The sequence below is a fragment of the Desulfurispora sp. genome (assembly GCF_052744395.1).
Genome location: NZ_JBRAJI010000007.1, coordinates 59,508 through 76,266, shown reverse-complemented (window position 1 = coordinate 76,266; position 16,759 = coordinate 59,508). Strand labels below are relative to the sequence as shown.

Sequence of the window (16,759 nt, the reverse complement as noted above, 5' to 3'; positions counted from 1 at the left end):
ATGCCTGATAATCATACTTTTGACCCAAAAGAAAAACATTCATACTGACGACTGACGACTGACGACTGAAAACCGACGACCGACGACTGAAGACTGACGACCGATTTGCGGTGGCCATACCGGAGAGGCAGCACCCGTTCCCATCCCGAACACGGCAGTTAAGCTCTCCAGGGCCGATGGTACTGGGGGGTCGACCCCTGGGAGAGCAGGTCGCCGCCGCAATAATTTTATAAAACAGCGGCACAGCAGCAACAGCTGTTGTGTCGCTGTTTCCATTAGAGCCGGTTTTTGACCGTCTGGTAGATAATTGGCACCAATCCGGTAAAAATAAAGTCGTTGGTGCAATGAGGTGAGGTTTTTCGGGAAGGGGTATCGCTGGTGAGGAGCGATCGGAATGTACAGCAGATGCAGGAAATAATCCGGCAGGCGGCTGGCCGGCAGGAGATTGATTTGTGCCTGAAAAATGCCCGGCTGGTCAATGTGCTTTCCGGTGAAATTCACCGGGCCAATATCGGCATCCATCAGGGCCAGTTCGTCGGCTTTGGAGATTATGCTGCCCGGGAGTGTCTTGATCTGGCCGGGGCATATGTTTGCCCTGGGCTGATTGATGCTCATGTGCACATAGAGAGCACCATGTTGGTGCCGGAACGGTTTGCCGGTGTGGTTATGCCGCGCGGTACTACCGCTGTGATTGCTGACCCGCATGAGATAGCCAATGTTTGTGGGGTGGCCGGCATCCGGTATATGCTGGAGGCCGCTGCCCGTACCCCCCTGCGGATATTTTATATGCTACCCTCCTGCGTGCCGGCTTCGCCGCTGGAAACTGCCGGCGCACAGCTTACTGCTCGGGACCTGGCGCAGTTCTGGGATCACCCGCAGGTGATTGGCCTGGCCGAGGTAATGGATTACCCGGCGGTGCTGGCCGGGCAGGAGTCTGTGCTGGATAAAATTGCGGCTGCCGGGGGCCGGCCTGTGGATGGGCATGCGCCCGGTCTGCAGGGCCGGCTGCTGTCAGCCTATATCGCGGCCGGCATTGGTTCGGACCACGAGTGTTCCCGGCCGGAAGAAATGCGTGAAAAATTGCGCTGCGGCATGCGTGTGATGCTGCGCCAGGGGTCGGCGGCCCGCAATTTGCTGGATCTGCTGCCGGCTGTCAATAGCCACAATTCCCGTCGCTGTATCTGGGCAACCGATGACCGCAATTTGCTGGACATTGTGGCCGAGGGGCATGTGGATCAGCTTATTCGCCTGGCCTGTCAAAATGGTCTGGATTTGATCACGGCCGTGCAGATGGCTACGATAAATACCGCCGAGTGGTTCGGGCTGAAAGGCCTGGGTGCCATTGCGCCCGGTTATGCGGCCGATTTCATTATTTTTGAGGAAATAGACCATTTTTGCCCGCGGGAGGTTTACATAGGCGGCCAGCCGGTGGCCCGGGCGAAAAAGTCTCTGGTAGAGCCCGTGCTGGCGGATACCGCGGCGCTGCGCAGCCGGGTAATCCTGAACCTGCCGGAAGCCGAGCTGCAGCGCCGGCTGGAAGTGCCGGATGCGGGCGGGCCGGTGCCGGTAATCGGTGTTTCGCCCGGGCAGATTATTACGGAAAAACTGCACCTGGAATTGCCGGTGCAGGATGGTCTGCTCGCTGCGGACCCGCAGCAGGATGTGGCCAAATTGGCGGTTTTGGAACGGCACCACGGCCAGAACTCGCTGGGTGTGGGCTTTGTGCGAGGATTGGGCCTTAAGCGTGGCGCCATTGCCGCTACTGTGGCCCACGATGCCCACAATTTGATTGTGGCCGGCATGAATGACCGGGATATGCTCCAGTGCATTTTCACGCTGGCGCGCGCCGGGGGAGGGCTCTGCGCGGTGGCCGGTGGGGAGCTCCTCGGCCTTGTGGAATTGCCGGTGGCCGGTTTGATGTCGGATTGGCCGGTGGACCGTTTCCACCAGCTGCTGCTCAACTTGCACCGGTCCCTTTCCCGGCTGGGTTTGGCCGGTAAGCAAGATCCGTTTATGATGCTTTCTTTTCTGGCCTTGCCGGTGATCCCTGCGCTGCGCTTGACCGATCGGGGACTGATTGATGTGCGCGAGCAAAAAATCATCAAGTTGCCATAAACATGACCGGGAGGAAAACTATGCTGCTCAATAACCTGTTTCAACTGGAAAAGCGCGGAACAACTGTAAAAACCGAGGTGCTGGCGGGATTTACCACCTTTATGACCATGGCCTATATTCTGGCGGTAAACCCGGGCATTCTGTCCACAACGGGGATGGATTATCAGGCGGTTTTCTTGGCCACCTGTATTGCTTCCGGACTGATCACCATGGCCATGGGTTTGTTTGTCAATTTTCCCATTGCGCTGGCTCCCGGTATGGGCCTGAATGCCTATTTTGCCGTGGTGGCAGCCCGGGGAGGAGCGTTTACCTGGCAGGAAGCACTGGGAGCAGTGTTTATTTCGGGGATTATCTTCACGTTTTTAACGGTCACCAATTTGCGGCAGCTTTTAATGGTGGCGGTGCCTGCCCCGCTGAAAAAAGCCATTACGGCCGGCATTGGCCTGTTCATTACCATCATTGGCGTGAAACTGTCCGAGCTGGTGGTGGTGGATGTGCATCTGGGCCCCAGTCTGGAAGCGATAAAGAACAGTGGTGGTTTCGGCCACTTGATGTTTTTTGAGTGGGATCTGAAACTGGGCAATCTGAGCAGCCCGGGTGTGCAGATGGCCCTGTTTGGGCTGCTGGTGTCCGCCTTGCTGATGGCCCGCCGGGTCAAAGGAGCGCTGCTGTGGGGCATTCTGACCACCACGCTGCTGGGTATCCCCCTGGGTGTGACCAATATCAAAAACTTCGCCTACAAACTGCCGGACTTCTCTCATCTGGCGGTAGGGCAGCTGGACATTCTGGGCGCTCTGCATCATGGGCTGATCACGGTGATTTTTACTTTTACTTTTGTGGAGCTGTTTGATACATTTGGCACCCTGATGGGGACCACCAGCCGGGCCGGCCTGCTGGATGAGCGCGGCAATAACCCCAACATTGGCAAAGCCATGCTGGTGGACGCGCTGGGGGTGAGCCTGGGGGCCTTTCTGGGTACCAGCTCCACCACGGCCTACATTGAAAGTTCGGCCGGTATTGGTGAAGGGGGCCGGACCGGTCTGACCGCGGTGACCACAGGTCTGCTCTTTATCGCCGCCCTGTTTTTAGCGCCGGTTTTTGCCCTGATTCCTTCTGCCGCCACGGCCCCGGCCCTGATCATTGTGGGCATGCTCATGATCACGGACATCCTGGAAGTGAATTTTCAGGATATTACCGATGGCGTGCCGGCATTTATCACCATGACCATGATGCCCTTTACCTATAACATTGCCAACGGCATCTCGGCCGGCATAGTGCTGTATACCGCCCTGAAAGCGCTGACCGGCCGGTTCCGGGAGGTGCACTGGCTGATGTGGGTCCTGTCCCTGCTGGTCATCCTGCGCTATTCTTACCTGGGGATAGCGTAGCACGGTACAGCTCCCCCGGGGGGCCGGCAGCGGCCGGTTCAGGACTAAGACTATTGTCTTATAATTGAGAATTGCCTGCATATCAGGACATTGCTTTGCCCGCCGGTGTTTTATTGTTTGTTTACAGACAGTGTTATCTCATGTTTGAGATCTGGCGGAGGGCGGGTGGGGAAAAATAGACAACAGGTCTGGCTGGACACCGCGGGATTGATCAGGTCCACCCGGGGCGGGTGGACATCCGGCCGGGGCCGGAACATAACCGGGACGTTGTCCGGCCGGCATAAATATACATTTTCGGGACACCAGCCTGTATAATGTATACTTGTTGGCCGGCCGTCCATTTCGGCATATCAGTTGCAGTACCCTGTCCCAGTTAAATAAAAGCACTGGGGAGGGTATTATGACTGATCCGAAATATGCACAAGTAATCCAGGAATCGCAGCTTTACCTCGATCTGATTGCCAAAAAGGAATTGACCCGGGAGGAAAAAGACTGGGTGGTCCAATCCACAGTGGAAGCCTTTCGGGATCACGTTAACCCGGGGTTTCTGGAATACCGCAAGTCGGTATCTACCGACTATACTTCGGTAGAGTGGTGCGACAGCGGTTCTACCTTTACCGATGTTTATGGCAAGGAGTATATTGACTGCCTGGGCGGTTTCGGGATTTATAACGTCGGGCATCGCCATCCCAAGGTTATTGAGGCCGTGATCAACCAGCTGCAGCGCCAGGCTCTGCACAGCCAGGAGCTGCTGGACCCGCTGCGCGGTTTTCTGGCCAAACTGCTGGCCCAGATCACGCCGGGCGACCTGCAGTATGCCTTCTTTGTCAACAGCGGTACCGAATCGGTGGAAGGCGCCCTCAAGTTTGCCCGGATGTATACCGGCCGGCGCAGCTTTATCGCCACCACCCGCGGCTTCCACGGCAAGTCGCTGGGCAGCCTCAGTGCCACGGCCAAGGGTGTTTTCCGCCAGCCCTTCCTGCCCCTCATTCCGGGCTTCCACCATGTGCCCTATGGTGACGCCGCTGCCATCGAGATGATGTTGGAAAGCTGTGCCTTTATTGGCGAGGATGTGGCGGCAGTGGTTCTGGAGCCCATCCAGGGGGAAGGTGGCGTGATTGTCCCGCCCGATGATTATCTGCCCCGGGTGCGCGAGCTGTGCGACAAATATGGCGCGCTGCTGATTCTGGACGAGGTCCAGACCGGCATGGGGCGGACCGGTAAAATGTTCTGCTGCGAACATTACCATGTGGTGCCCGACATTCTCTGCCTGGCCAAGGCCTTCGGCGGCGGTGTGATGCCCATTGGCGCCTTTGTCTCCCGCCGGGAAATCTGGGAAAAACTGATTGACAACCCCATTCTGCACAGCACCACCTTTGGCGGCAACCCGGTCTGCTGCGCGGCGGCCATTGCCAACATTAATGTGCTGCTGTCGGAAAATCTGCCCCAGCGGGCCGCCGAATCCGGCGCGTACATGATTGGCCGGCTGCGCGAGCTGGCGGAAAAGTATCCCCAGGTGGTCCTGGAAGTGCGGGGCAAGGGGCTGATGATTGGGATTGAGTTTGTGAACAACGAGCTGGGCTATGCGGTAGCCAAAGGTTTGTTTGATAACGGCGTGCTGGTGGCCGGCACTTATATCAACTCCAAGTCCATCCGCATTGAGCCGCCGCTCACTATTAGTCGGGAACAACAAGACCAGGTGATTGAGCGGCTGGATAAGGTTCTGGCGGAAGTTAGCAAAATGGCCGGTTAGCCGACTGGTTGCCCGACCAACAAGGAGTGGGGAATGTGAAGCTGGTTTTTTCTGCCCCGAAATGCATTGGCTGCAGCCTATGCCTGCTGGTCTGTTCGGGAAAGCACACCGGGGGTTTTAGCCCCCGGCTGGCCAGGCTGCAGATACAGTCCGAATACGGCCCGGACGGTCTCAAGGTTCAGGCTGCGGTTTGTGAGGCCTGTTTTAAGTGTCAGGAGGCCTGTCCGGAACAGGCCATTGGAGAAAAAGAGGGTCGCCCTTTTCTGCAGGAAGAGTTGTGCACCGGATGCGGCAGTTGCGTCCAGGCCTGCCCTACCGGAGTGCTGCGGCTGGTTGATGAAAAGCCGCTGCTGTGCGACTTCTGCGGTGGACAACCCCTCTGCGTGGCCTGGTGTCCGCACGGCGCCTTGCAGTGGGAGGTGCAGTGATGGGTTATACGGGAAATGTGCTGCGCATTGATTTAACCACCGGCCGGGCCCGGGTGGAGGAATTGCGCCGGGATTGGGCCAGACAATACCTGGGCGGCAAAGGGCTGGGGATAAAATACCTTTATGAAGAGCTGGCCCCGGGTACCGGTCCGCTGGCTCCGGAGAATAAAATTATCCTGGCCACGGGGCCCTTTACCGGGACCCCGGTGCCCTGTTCCGGCAAACTGGCTGTGATCACCCGCTCGCCGGCCAACGGAGCCATCCTGGACTGCTCCATTGGCGGCAATATGGCCGCCGAGATTAAATTTGCCGGCTATGATCTGGTGATCATTGAAGGCCGGGCGGAACGGCCGGTGCTGCTCCGGATTGCCGACCGGCAGGTGTCCCTGGAGCCGGCGGATGACCTGTGGGGCCGGGGAACGCATGAGACCGAGCTGCTCCTGCGGGAGCGCCTGGGAGCGGGCTACAAGATCATGTCCATCGGCCCGGCGGGAGAAAACCTGGTTCCCTTTGCCTGCATCACCTCCGAGCTGTACCGGCAGGCCGGACGGGGCGGTGTGGGCGCCGTCTGGGGTGCCAAGAACCTGAAAGCGCTGGCTGTGCAGGGCACGGGCAGTGTGCAGGTGGCCGATATGTCCGGTTTGCTGCAGGTGGCCCAGCAGGCCCTGCGGGAGGATCTGCTGACCGATACCAACCTGTGGGCCTACACCGACGGGACGCCCATGCTGGTGGAAATGTCCAACAACACCGGTATCCTGCCCACCCGCAATTTCCAGGCGGGGTGCTTTGAGGGCTTTGACGGGCTGAAATCCGATACCATGAAACAGTATCGCCAGGGCAAGCGGGCCTGCTTTGCCTGCGGTCTGGGGTGCGGCAACTACACCGTGGTCGCGCGCGGCCGGGTGGAAGGGCCCGAATACGAGACCCTGGCCCTGGCCGGATCCAACTGCGGGATTGCTTCTCTGGAGGCGGTGGTGCGCTTTAACGTGCTGTGCGACGACCTGGGTCTGGATACTATTTCCACGGGCAATGTGATGGCCTTTGCCATGGAACTGGCCCAGCGCGGTATCAAGGATTTTGGTCTGCGCTTTGGGGATGAAGCAGGCTATCTGGATATGCCCGCTTTGATTGCCCGCCGGGAAGGAGTGGGCCAGGAGCTGGCCCGGGGTGTGAAAGCGCTGGCTGAGCAGTACGGTGGCCGGGAGTTTGCCATGCAGGTAAAGGGCCTGGAATTTCCCGGTTATGAGCCGCGGGGCAGCTGGGCTATGGGTCTGGCTTACGCCACGGCGCCGCGGGGTGCCTGCCACATGAGCGCCTGGCCGGTGGCCGAGGAGGCCTACGGAGAGCGTGACCCCTTCAGCATTGAAGGCAAGGCCAGGCTGGTCATTGATCTGCAGCATTATAATGCAGCCAAATTTTCCTTAATATTGTGTGATTTCTGGGCGCTTTCCTTTGAGCGCATGGCCGAACTGCTGGAACCGGTGCTGGGCTGGAAGCCGGGTGCCGGTGATCTGGAAAAATGCGGCGAGCGCATCTTTAACCTGGCCCGCCTGTTCAATCTGCGGGAGGGCATTGACGGGTCGCAGGACACCTTGCCGGCACGCATTTTTAAACAGCCGCTGCAGGGCGGGGCTACCGATGGACGGCTGCTGCCCGAGGAGAGTTTTACGGCCATGCTCAGCGAGTATTACCAACTGCGGGGCTGGAGCGCGGCCGGCGTGCCGCTGCCGGAAAAACTGGTTGAGCTGGAGCTATGAACAAAGAGCCGGTCCGGGACACCGGGGTTCCGGAAACAGTGCAGGTGGAGCTGCGCGGTCCGCTGGCGCGCTACGCCGGCACCGGATCTACGAATGGCAGAATAGCTTTGCCAGCGGGCAAGGGGGTCCGGGCAGAGGATATTCTGCTCATGCTGAACATACCGCCCGCGCGGGTCGGTTTAATGGTAGCAAATGGTAACAAAATCTGCCGGAAAGATCTGCTACAGCCCGGTGATGTGCTGGTGATCTTTCCGCCGGTAGCAGGAGGCTGATATTGGGTACAGAGGCGGGCAAGGGGGTTCGCTCATTCTGTGCCGTGTAAAAATCATTATGAGGGGGTTCACGGCATGAGTGAACTGACAAATGCCGAGGCCTGTGCGGCCCGGGCTTACGAGAGTGATTTAAAAAGAGGACTGAAACCCCGCCATCTGCAGTTGATTGCGCTGGGGGGCATCATTGGCAGCTGTTATTTTCTGGGGACGGGCTATGTGATTGATTCCTGCGGGCCCAGCGCTTTTCTGGCCTATCTGCTGGGCGGGCTGATCGTCTACCTGGTGATGGTCTGCCTGGGCGAGCTGGCGGTTTCCATCCCTATTTCCAGTTCCTTCGTCACTTACGCCAACGATTTCATCCATCCGGCCTGGGCCTGCGGGGTGGGCTGGTCCTACTGGGCTACCTGGGTCACCTATGTGCCTTCCGAGATGATTGCGGCCGGGATCATTATGAACAACTTTGTGCCCTCCATCCCGGCGGTGTACTGGGCGCTGGGGTTTGGCGTGATCATCACGGTGATCAATCTTTCCTACGTGGGCACATTTGGTGAGCTGGAGTTCTGGCTGGCGCTGATCAAGATTCTGGCCATTGTCATGTTTGTGGTGCTGGCCGTGCTGATCTTTCTGGGCTTTATCGGTGGGCAGGGCTTTATTGGCACCAGCAACCTGCTGGGCAACGGCGGCCTGTTCCCCAAAGGTGCGGGCATAGTCTTTCTGACCATGGTGATCATCCTGGTCAACTTCCAGGGTTCGGAGATTATCGGCCTGGCCGCCGGCGAGAGCCAGGAGCCGGAAAAGAGTATTCCTGTGGCCATCACCAATGTCACCTACCGGATTATCGCCCTGTATGTTATCCCGGTGGCCCTGCTGGTTTCCATTTTCCCCTGGCAGAAGGCGGGGTTGGAGGAGAGTGTTTTTGCTGCGGCCTTAAACTTTTACGGCTTTAAGTGGGCCGGCGCGCTGTTCTCCTTTGTGGTGCTCACGGCGGCCATATCCTGTTCCAACAGCGGCCTGTACGGCTGCTCCCGGGCGGTGTACGCCCTGGCCCGGGAAGGGATGGCGCCGCGCTGGCTGGCCCGGGTGAACCGCAAAGGCGTACCCTACAATGCCATTTTGCTGTCGGTGGGCGGCTGCTGGATCGGGGTCATTGCCTACACCCTGGGCGGCGATGCGGCGGTGTTCACCTACCTGCTGGCACTTTCCGGCTTTACCGGGGCGATTGCCTGGATCTCCATCTGCTGGTCCCAGCTCAACTTCCGGCGTCGTCTGGAGAAAATGGGCTATGATCCGAGCCAGCTGAAATTCCGGGTCAAATATTTCCCCTACCTCACCCATTTTGCCATCTGGGTGCAGGTGGCCTGCCTGGTGGTGGTGGCATTCAATGAGGAGCTGCGCGCTTCGCTGTATATCGGTGTGCCGCTGCTGGTGGGAGCGATGCTCTGGTACCAGCTCTGGGGGCGCAAGCTGCAGCCGGTTGCGGAAGCCAATGGCAGGCTGAAATTTGAAGATATCTTCCGCTCAGAAGCATGAGCAGCTTAATATGTAATATATCTAGAATATCTAGAGAAGCCGGTGTGATCATCACACCGGCTTTTGGTTGTGCAGCAGCATGCCGTGTTCTTTCAGCTTGCGGTAAAAAGTAGCCCGGCTTACGCCCAGTATTTCGGGGGCCCGGTGCAGGGAAATTTGCCCGCGGGAGATTTGCTGGGCAACTTCCTGGATGATTTCTTTTTCCAGCTGTTTGATGCGGTTAGGTAAATTGTATTCCATCAGCCGGTGCGGGTTTGCAACCTGACCGGCTTGCTGCCGGCTCCAGGTCAGCAGGCGCGGTGGGACGCTCTGGAGCGTGATTTCGGCGGAACGCTCCATATTCACGGCGTACTCCACGCTGTTTTCCAGTTCCCGCACATTGCCGGGCCAGTGGTATTGGCGGAACAGTTCCACCACCGCCGGGGAAAAACCGCTGATGTTTTTCTCCAGCAGCTGGGTATACTTTTCCAGGAAATACTGCATCAGTTCCGGGATATCTTCTTTTCTTTCGTGCAGGGGAGGCACCTGCAGGGGGATAACGCTCAGGCGGTAGTACAGGTCTTCCCGGAACTCCCCGCTGTGGCACATGGCTTCCAGGTCGCGGTTGGTGGCAGCAATGACGCGCACATCCACCGGGATAACCTTGTTGCCCCCCAGCCGCTCGATCTGCCTGCGCTGCAGGACGTGCAGCAGCTTTACCTGCAGGTGCAGGGGCAGATCGCCAATCTCATCCAGAAAAATGGTGCCCCCGTTGGCCAGCTCAAACTTGCCCGGGCGGCCGCCTTTTTTGGCTCCGGTAAAGGCCCCTTCTTCATAACCGAAGAGCTCGCTTTCCAGCAGGGTTTCGGGTATGGCCCCGCAGTTAACAATGACAAAGGGTTTATTGCGGCGGGGACTGGCGAAGTGGATGGCCCGCGCAAACAGCTCCTTGCCGGTGCCGCTTTCGCCCGTGATCAGGATGCTGGAGCTGCTGCGGGCCACCTGCATGGCCAGTTCCTTGACCGCGCGGATGGTTTTGCTGCTGCCGATAATGTGGGCAAAACTCAAATCATACTGGCTGTCGGTCAGCCGGAAAGCCAGCTGCCTTACTTCGGCCATGTCTCGAAAAGTAATTACTGCGCCAACTGGCCGCGTGCTTAGCAGGATGGGCTGGCAGGAAACCAGCAGATGGGTGATCCGCCGGCCGTTATTGTAGTATTCCTCCCGGTCGATGTACCCCCGGCCGCTTTGCAGCACCTGCAGGACAGGCGTTTCGGGCCAGATGGCGCTGATGTTTCGCCCGACCAGCCTGTCCCGCGGCTGCCCGGTAAGGGCACAGGCCCTGCTGTTGCAGTGGACGATGGTGGCGCTTTCGTCCACATAGATGATGCCGTGGCTGATGGATTCGATCACCGTGGAAAGGAGCTGGTTGGTTACCTGCAGGCTATCGTAGGACTGCCGGGCAATCACACTGTCGGCCAGCAGTCCGGCCATATGGGTTAAGAATGAGTGCCAGGTTTCTTTCTGCTGCAGCATGTGGTCCTTTTGCTGCTGGTTGAAGGCAATCAGGCCGATTACTCCGATGGTTTTTTGCTCCAGGATGATCGGGCAGCAGATTTCGCACATCTCCCCCAGCGGGTTGGGGCCGTAAATAAAATCGCGCGCCGCATCTTCCACAATAAAACTGCGGCCGGTGCGCAGTACGGTACTGTACAGATAGGGGGATTCGGGAAAAACCGCCTCATAATCCTTCTGACCGACCAGCGACCGGTATTTACCGGTACCAGCAATAATGGTATATTCGTGATCAACAATTTCTGTCTCGACGCCCAGAACGGCTGAGATGGCCTCGGCCACCTGTTGCGCAGTGCTGGCAATCAGTTGCAGAAAGCTCATGGGCCTTCCCTCCGCGGCATGAATACCTCTGTCTAAATTATACAATTGTCCGCCGGCCTTGAACAGCGGCCCTGATCAGCTCTGCCGGGCCGTTGCCGCCGGGGAACCGCGCGGCACCTGGCCGGAATTATCCAGGACCAAAGTCCCAGGAAAAATAAGCAGCCTGTCTCAGGACAGCCAGGGCTCAATTTGTAAAAATAATGTAAATTATATTTCTTCGGGAAGGGTGGGGGAATGGTGTTTTCTTTTATTGCGCGCGTAGAGAAGGAAGGGCGGGTTTTTTTGCCGGTGCAGATCAGAGAACAGATTAATATCCGCTCCCGCGACTTGCTCAAATTTTGCCGGGTGGGCGAATACATCATTGTGGAGAAAAAGCACCAGACCTGTATTTTTTGCGGGCAAAAAAATGACCTGGTGGAGTTTAGAAACAAACACGTCTGTAGAAGTTGCCGGAGCGGACTGCTCGGTTTGGTTTCGCCCGGAATGTCCAGAGCTCCTCTGCGGGTGGCACTTCCCTAAACCAGAGGTGAAAAACTCACGATGATTGCCGGAAGGGACTGCCGGAATTGCTTGCCGGGAGTCTTTATTTTTTGTAGAATAAGCTGCAATGATGATACTGCTGCCGGAAGGGTTGGATAAAGCAGATGGCGAGTTTGCGCCTGGATAAAATGCTGGCCCACACGGGTCTGGGTACGCGCAAAGAGATCAAGAAGCTGGCCCGGGCGGGTGAGATACTGGTCAACGGCCAGGTGGTGCGGGACACAGCGCAAAAAATAGACCCGGACCGGGATGAAGTGGTGGTTTGCGGCGAGCCGGTGCATTACCGGGAGCATATCTATCTCATGCTGCACAAGCCGGCGGGATACATTTCGGCTACCGAGGACCGCAGCCTGCCCACCGTGCTGGAACTGCTGGCCGAACCCTATGCCGACCGGGAGCTTTTTCCCGTGGGGCGCCTGGACCGGGATACGGAAGGCTTGCTGCTGCTGACCAATGATGGAAAGCTGGCCCATGAACTTTTATCCCCCAAAAAGCATGTGCCCAAGACCTATCTGGTGCGTGTGGACAGCCCGGTCACGGCCGGGCAGTGGTCGGCGCTGGAGCTGGGGGTGGTGCTGGATGACGGCTACCGCACCCGGCCGGCCCGGCTGGAAGCCCTGCCCGGCGATCCCTGCGCTGTGCTGCTGACCATCACGGAAGGAAAATACCACCAGGTCAAGCGCATGTTTGCAGCTGTGGGCCAGCGGGTGCTCTACCTCAAACGCCTGGCCATGGGGGGATTGTGGCTGGATCAGGCCCTGGCGCCCGGCCAGTACCGGGAGCTGACCGCGGCCGAGCTGGCCCTGTTGCAGGGTGAAAAATAGCAATCCCCGGCGCTAGTTTTTGCCGGGGAAAACGCCGCCGTGAATCTGCCGGGTGTCCACCACGCTGTAAAAAATGCACGGCTCGATCTTTTCCAGCAGTTTGACGGCCTCGGGCATGTCTTTGCGTTTCAGCGTCACAAACAGGATGATTCTTTCGCCATCCCGGCCTTCGCCCCGCACGCTGGTCACTCCGAAGCCCTGCTCGCGCAGTGCGGCGATGATCTGCTGCACACAATGTTTTTGCGGGAAAACCTGGATAGTGGCGTAGCCTATGGCCAGTTTGTTTTCCAGCAGCACGCCGACATAGTTGCCGGTGGCAAAACCGCCGGCGTAGGCGATGATTTTGCCGATGTCGTGCAGGCCGCCGCTCAGCACCTGGTTCAAGGCCAGGATAAAGATGGACACTTCCACAAAGCCAATGATGGCAGCGTACACTTTTTTGCCCCGCATGAGCATCAGCACCCGGATCACATCCAGGGACATGTCGGCCACGCGGGCAGTGAAAATAAACAGGTAGCTGTAGATAAAGGGTAAATATGCTTCCATGTCTGGCTGGCTCACTCCCGGGATAATTGTGGTGGACTCTGTAATGCATACTTCCCCGCCGGATGGTTATAATATGCTCCGGTAAATATATTTTGGGGAGGTAAAGAGATATGCCCGATGTCAACTGCACTGTCAGCACCTGTAAGTACTACAAAGAAGGTAACCTGTGCACGGCCAATCAGATTGTCATCCAGAGCGACCTGGAAGGCGGCTTTCCGCCCAACGCCCAGCTGAACTCTTTAAGGCAAACTCCGGCCAATACGATTGATGAAACCTGCTGCCAGACCTTTAAGAAGAAGTGAATTTAGCTTTACCGCCCTGGTTCGTAGCGAACCAGGGTTTGTTGTTGGTGCGGCGGGGTCTAAGCCTTGACCGACCTGGCCGGGGGCAGGGTACGGGCCGCCCGGGGGGCGCTGGTGCGGGACAGCTGCACCATCAGCACTCCGGTCAGGATCACGGCGGCGGCTAGCAGCATACGCCAGGATACCGGTTCCTGCAGGATCAGGTAGCCCAGGATTACCGCCACGATCGGGTTGATGTAGGCATAGGTGGATGCCTTGGCCGGCGGCATGGTGTGCAGGATATAGATAAAAGCGCTGTACGCCGCCAGCGAGCCAAAGACGACCAGGTAGCCCAGCGCCAGCAACCCCTGACTGTTTAACTGCACCCGGGTATATTCGCCGGTGAGCAGGCCGGCAATGGTCAGTAGCAGCCCGCCGCTCAGGTTCTGGATGGCTGCACCCATCCAGATGGAGCAGCCGGTGGGGTGGCGGTTGGCGTAGACCGACCCGGCCGCCCAGGACAGGGTGCCCAGCAGCACGCCGGCCGTCCCTTTGAGCTCCAGTTGCTGGTGCAGGATGTCCGGAGCAACCAGCATGGCTACACCGGAGAAGCCCACCAGCATGCCCAGCCAGCCCAGGGCGCTCATTTTGCTCCCGCCGGGCCAGAACTGATCCAGCAGGGCCACAAAAAGGGGCAGCGCGGCAATGATCAGGGCGGTGATGCTGGACACCACATACTGCTCAGACCAGGCTATGCAGCCGTTGCCCCCCAGCAGCAAAAAGGCGCCCACGACAAAGGCGTGTCTTACATCGCTGAGCTTTTGCGGCAGGGCGATGCCGCGCCAGCGCAGGATCAGCAGCAGGATGGTTCCGGCCAGCAGAAAGCGCACGCCGGCAAATAGGAAGGGCGGCAGGTGGGCTACTCCGATGCGGATGGCCAGATATGTAGAGCCCCAGACTAGACAGACGGTGAGATAGGCCGCCAGGGCCAGCCGGCTGGGAAACATGCTGTGTGGTTTCAATTTATCCTCTCCCGGTAAGATTGTCTTTCTGCCTGATACCATCCATGCTAGCACGCCCGTGCGGTTAGAGCAAGCAGTTTTTTCTAATCAATATATTTCCAGTGTCGGGCTGGAGGCTGATTTTCCTTTCAGCAGGCAGGGCCCCCGCATTCCGGGAGGCCCTGTGGCTTAGGCTTTGAATTTAAACTGCTGGCTGATGGAGCTGAGCTGGTCGGCATGGCGCAGCAATTTGCGGGTGCTGGCAATTACCCCCTGCAGGCGGGGATCATCGCTCTGGCCGGCGGCCTGCAGGACGTTTTGGGCGGCCTGATGGATCTGGCCGGTGGCATGTTGTACCGCCTGGAAAAGCACGCCCAGGTGCTCCGACATGGTGTTAAAGGCGGCCGCCAGGCGTCCCAGTTCGTCCTGGTGCCCTACGGTGGCCGGTTCGGAAAAATCGCCCACCGCCATGCGGTCGGTGGCCTTAACCAGTTCGCGCACCGGCTTTTGCACCATCCGGATAATAATTAACCGGCTGATCAGCAGTCCGGCGATGATGGCCAGTAAGGAAGTGAAAATCTGCTGGTAGGCCAGACCCAGCAGGTGCTGGCTAATGTAGCCCAGATCCGCTTCCAGCCAGAAATATCCCACCGGTTCTTGGCGGCGCGGGGCAATGGGGCTGGCGAAAAGGAAAGCCCGGGGATGCCCCTGGGCATCGGTCTGGTAGAACAGGTGGTCTTTTTTGTCCTGCATGGCCTTTTGCAGTAACGGATGTGAGAATTTACCTGTTAACCGGGGGCTGGTGGACATCACCACATGACCATTGATGTCGAGCACGGCCGCCCGTTGGATAAATGGATCGCGCTCCAGGTGGTCCATGATGTTGCTCAACAGGTAGGTTTTGTTGCCGCGCAGATAGTCGGCAGCAAAGGCGCTCACTGTGCGGGCGGTCAGCCAGCCCCGTTTTTCGGCTTCGGCCAGAAAAGCGCCGCGGTTGGCGGTGTATGTTTTGATGCTTACGGCGGTCATTAACAGGATAATTAACAGGGTAATGCTCAAACTCAATTTAAAACCCAGGGAAAATCCGCGTTTGCTACCTGGGAACAACTGCCTGCACCTCCTGTACGCGGGTAATCAAGATCAGGTCTCCCATTGCTGTACCGGTGGTTTTGATGGTACTGGGCGGCAGCTCCACGGCACAGACCGCCCGGGGCAGATAAGGCGTAAATCTCCAGGCGGGCATTTCCTCCTGCAGGTAGATCACTTTACCCCGGGCGTCCAGGAAGACAACATCAATGGCAAAGCGCATCAAACAGGTGTGGATGGCCCGGCAGGGGGTTAAGATGAGGGCCCGGTCGGGCGGTAGCTCCCGGCGGCCCATCAGGCCGGTCAGCCTGGTCCAGAATGTGCAGGCCAGGGTGGCCCGGCGGGCCAGCGGCCGGCCTCTGGTCTGGTTGTAGACGAGCATGGCTTTCACCTGTTGGTCCGGGCCTTCTGGCAGAGCCCCGGTATTCGGGCTACTGCTGGAAAGCCTTGATAATTTGCAGCACTGCCGGGCCGAGCAGCACGATGAAGATGGCCGGGAAAATGAAGAACACCATGGGAAAGAGCATTTTTACCGGTGCCTTCATGGCCAGTTCTTCAGTTTGCTGGCGCCTATTCAGGCGCATCTGGCGGGACTGGGTGCGCAGAATGTTGCCAATGCTGATGCCCAGCGTGTCGGCCAGGATGATGGATCCGCAAAAGCTGGACAGGTCGTCCACCCCGACCCGGTCGGCCAGGTCGCGCAGGGCTTCCCGGCGGGGTTTACCCATGTGGCATTCCTGCAGCATCAGGACAAACTCGTCGGCCAGCACACCGCGGGTCTTTTCGGCCACTTTCATGAGTGCTCCTTCAAAACCCAGTCCGGCTTCCACGCTGACAGTGAGCAGGTCCAGGACATCGGGCAGGCTTTTTTCCACACTGGCTCTGCGCTGCCTGGTGCGGGAGTTGAGGAAAAGATCGGGCAGCAGCCAGCCCACCGGTATGCCGCAGATGGTCAGCATGATGCTCTGGGGCAGCGGCAGGCTCATCCCCCGGCACCAGGTCCAGAACAGCAGGCTCAGGCCGCCGGCCGCCAGGTATTTGAGCGCAATCCACTCCCGGGCCGTGAACTGGCCCGGGTTACCCGCGGCCGCCGCCCGGCGGGCCATTTCCGCTTCCCGGGTGGCCGGAATGAAGCGGGACAGCAGGCGAGCCAGGGCCAGCAGGGCCGGGTGAATCACCCGCCGGTAAAGAGGCTGGTTTAGCTCCAGCTCCCGGATCGATAAAGCCGGGTTATTCTCGCCCAGCACCTGGTTCACGCGGCTGGCCATTTGCATTCTGGGACCGAAAATAAAGTTGTACATAACCAGCACGCTGCAGAAAACGCAGGCGAAGCTCATCGCTGTGGCTAGCAGCAGCATCATAG

Annotated in this window: 16 protein-coding genes and 1 rRNA gene; 11 read left to right on the top strand and 6 right to left on the bottom strand. The window is 58.5% G+C overall.

Annotated features, from left to right (window positions below):
• Positions 1-106 precede the first annotated feature (106 nt).
• From rrf to ACUVTU_RS03300, 8 genes are all read left to right on the top strand, one after another.
• Positions 107-222 (top strand): 5S ribosomal RNA (gene rrf / locus ACUVTU_RS03335).
• Positions 223-378: 156 nt separating this feature from the next.
• Positions 379-2,115 carry an adenine deaminase gene (ade, locus tag ACUVTU_RS03330; protein ID WP_445888545.1) on the top strand — a complete coding sequence of 579 codons (1,737 nt, stop codon included), beginning with the start codon at positions 379-381 and terminating at the stop codon, positions 2,113-2,115.
• Positions 2,116-2,138: 23 nt separating this feature from the next.
• A complete protein-coding gene (locus ACUVTU_RS03325; protein WP_445888550.1) occupies positions 2,139-3,503 on the top strand; it encodes an NCS2 family permease in 1,365 nt (454 codons plus the stop codon).
• Between the two features lie 400 nt (positions 3,504-3,903).
• A complete protein-coding gene (locus ACUVTU_RS03320) occupies positions 3,904-5,256 on the top strand; it encodes a putrescine aminotransferase (protein ID WP_445888544.1) in 1,353 nt (450 codons plus the stop codon).
• 35 nt (positions 5,257-5,291) lie between these two features.
• Positions 5,292-5,684, top strand: a complete 393-nt coding sequence (locus ACUVTU_RS03315) for a 4Fe-4S dicluster domain-containing protein (RefSeq protein WP_445888543.1) — start codon at positions 5,292-5,294, stop codon at positions 5,682-5,684.
• Complete coding sequence (locus ACUVTU_RS03310) at positions 5,684-7,441, top strand: aldehyde ferredoxin oxidoreductase family protein (RefSeq protein ID WP_445888542.1); 1,758 nt, start codon at positions 5,684-5,686, stop codon at positions 7,439-7,441. Before ACUVTU_RS03315 ends, ACUVTU_RS03310 begins: the two co-directional genes overlap by 1 nt.
• Complete coding sequence (locus ACUVTU_RS03305) at positions 7,438-7,713, top strand: MoaD/ThiS family protein (RefSeq protein ID WP_445888541.1); 276 nt, start codon at positions 7,438-7,440, stop codon at positions 7,711-7,713. The genes ACUVTU_RS03310 and ACUVTU_RS03305 overlap by 4 nt, the downstream gene beginning before the upstream one ends.
• A 75-nt stretch (positions 7,714-7,788) precedes the next feature.
• On the top strand, positions 7,789-9,243 hold the full coding sequence (locus ACUVTU_RS03300; protein ID WP_445888540.1) for an amino acid permease: 1,455 nt from the start codon (positions 7,789-7,791) through the stop codon (positions 9,241-9,243).
• Positions 9,244-9,294: 51 nt separating this feature from the next.
• On the opposite strand, the gene ACUVTU_RS03295 is transcribed toward ACUVTU_RS03300, so the two are convergent.
• On the bottom strand, positions 9,295-11,118 hold the full coding sequence (locus tag ACUVTU_RS03295; RefSeq protein ID WP_445888539.1) for a sigma-54-dependent Fis family transcriptional regulator: 1,824 nt from the start codon (positions 11,116-11,118) through the stop codon (positions 9,295-9,297).
• A 237-nt stretch (positions 11,119-11,355) separates the two neighbouring features.
• Between ACUVTU_RS03295 and ACUVTU_RS03290 the strand changes: the two genes are divergently transcribed.
• Together ACUVTU_RS03290 and ACUVTU_RS03285 are read left to right on the top strand one after the other, a co-directional pair.
• The gene (locus tag ACUVTU_RS03290; protein WP_445888538.1) at positions 11,356-11,637 is read left to right on the top strand and encodes an AbrB/MazE/SpoVT family DNA-binding domain-containing protein; all 282 of its coding nucleotides are present in this window, start codon (positions 11,356-11,358) and stop codon (positions 11,635-11,637) included.
• 125 nt (positions 11,638-11,762) lie between these two features.
• Positions 11,763-12,482 (top strand): pseudouridine synthase, encoded by a 720-nt coding sequence (locus ACUVTU_RS03285; protein ID WP_445888537.1) that lies wholly within the window; start codon positions 11,763-11,765, stop codon positions 12,480-12,482.
• A 12-nt stretch (positions 12,483-12,494) separates the two neighbouring features.
• Here ACUVTU_RS03285 and ACUVTU_RS03280 read toward each other — a convergent pair whose 3' ends face one another.
• Positions 12,495-13,028 (bottom strand): DUF2179 domain-containing protein, encoded by a 534-nt coding sequence (locus tag ACUVTU_RS03280; RefSeq protein WP_445888536.1) that lies wholly within the window; start codon positions 13,026-13,028, stop codon positions 12,495-12,497.
• Between the two features lie 110 nt (positions 13,029-13,138).
• Here ACUVTU_RS03280 and ACUVTU_RS03275 point away from each other — a divergent pair, with 110 nt between their 5' ends.
• Entirely contained in the window at positions 13,139-13,330 is a 192-nt protein-coding gene (locus ACUVTU_RS03275) for a DUF1540 domain-containing protein (RefSeq protein ID WP_445888535.1), read from the top strand.
• A 59-nt stretch (positions 13,331-13,389) separates the two neighbouring features.
• Here the strand turns inward: ACUVTU_RS03275 and ACUVTU_RS03270 are convergent, their stop codons facing one another.
• From ACUVTU_RS03270 to ACUVTU_RS03255, 4 genes are all read right to left on the bottom strand, one after another.
• Positions 13,390-14,331, bottom strand: coding sequence for an EamA family transporter (locus tag ACUVTU_RS03270; RefSeq protein WP_445888534.1), 942 nt, complete (start codon positions 14,329-14,331; stop codon positions 13,390-13,392).
• A gap of 168 nt (positions 14,332-14,499) precedes the next feature.
• A complete protein-coding gene (locus tag ACUVTU_RS03265) occupies positions 14,500-15,417 on the bottom strand; it encodes a HAMP domain-containing protein (protein WP_445888533.1) in 918 nt (305 codons plus the stop codon).
• Positions 15,404-15,778 (bottom strand): DUF192 domain-containing protein, encoded by a 375-nt coding sequence (locus ACUVTU_RS03260; protein WP_445888549.1) that lies wholly within the window; start codon positions 15,776-15,778, stop codon positions 15,404-15,406. Before ACUVTU_RS03260 ends, ACUVTU_RS03265 begins: the two co-directional genes overlap by 14 nt.
• A 49-nt stretch (positions 15,779-15,827) precedes the next feature.
• The gene (locus tag ACUVTU_RS03255) at positions 15,828-16,757 is read right to left on the bottom strand and encodes a type II secretion system F family protein (protein ID WP_445888532.1); all 930 of its coding nucleotides are present in this window, start codon (positions 16,755-16,757) and stop codon (positions 15,828-15,830) included.
• Between the last annotated feature and the right edge of the window lie 2 nt (positions 16,758-16,759).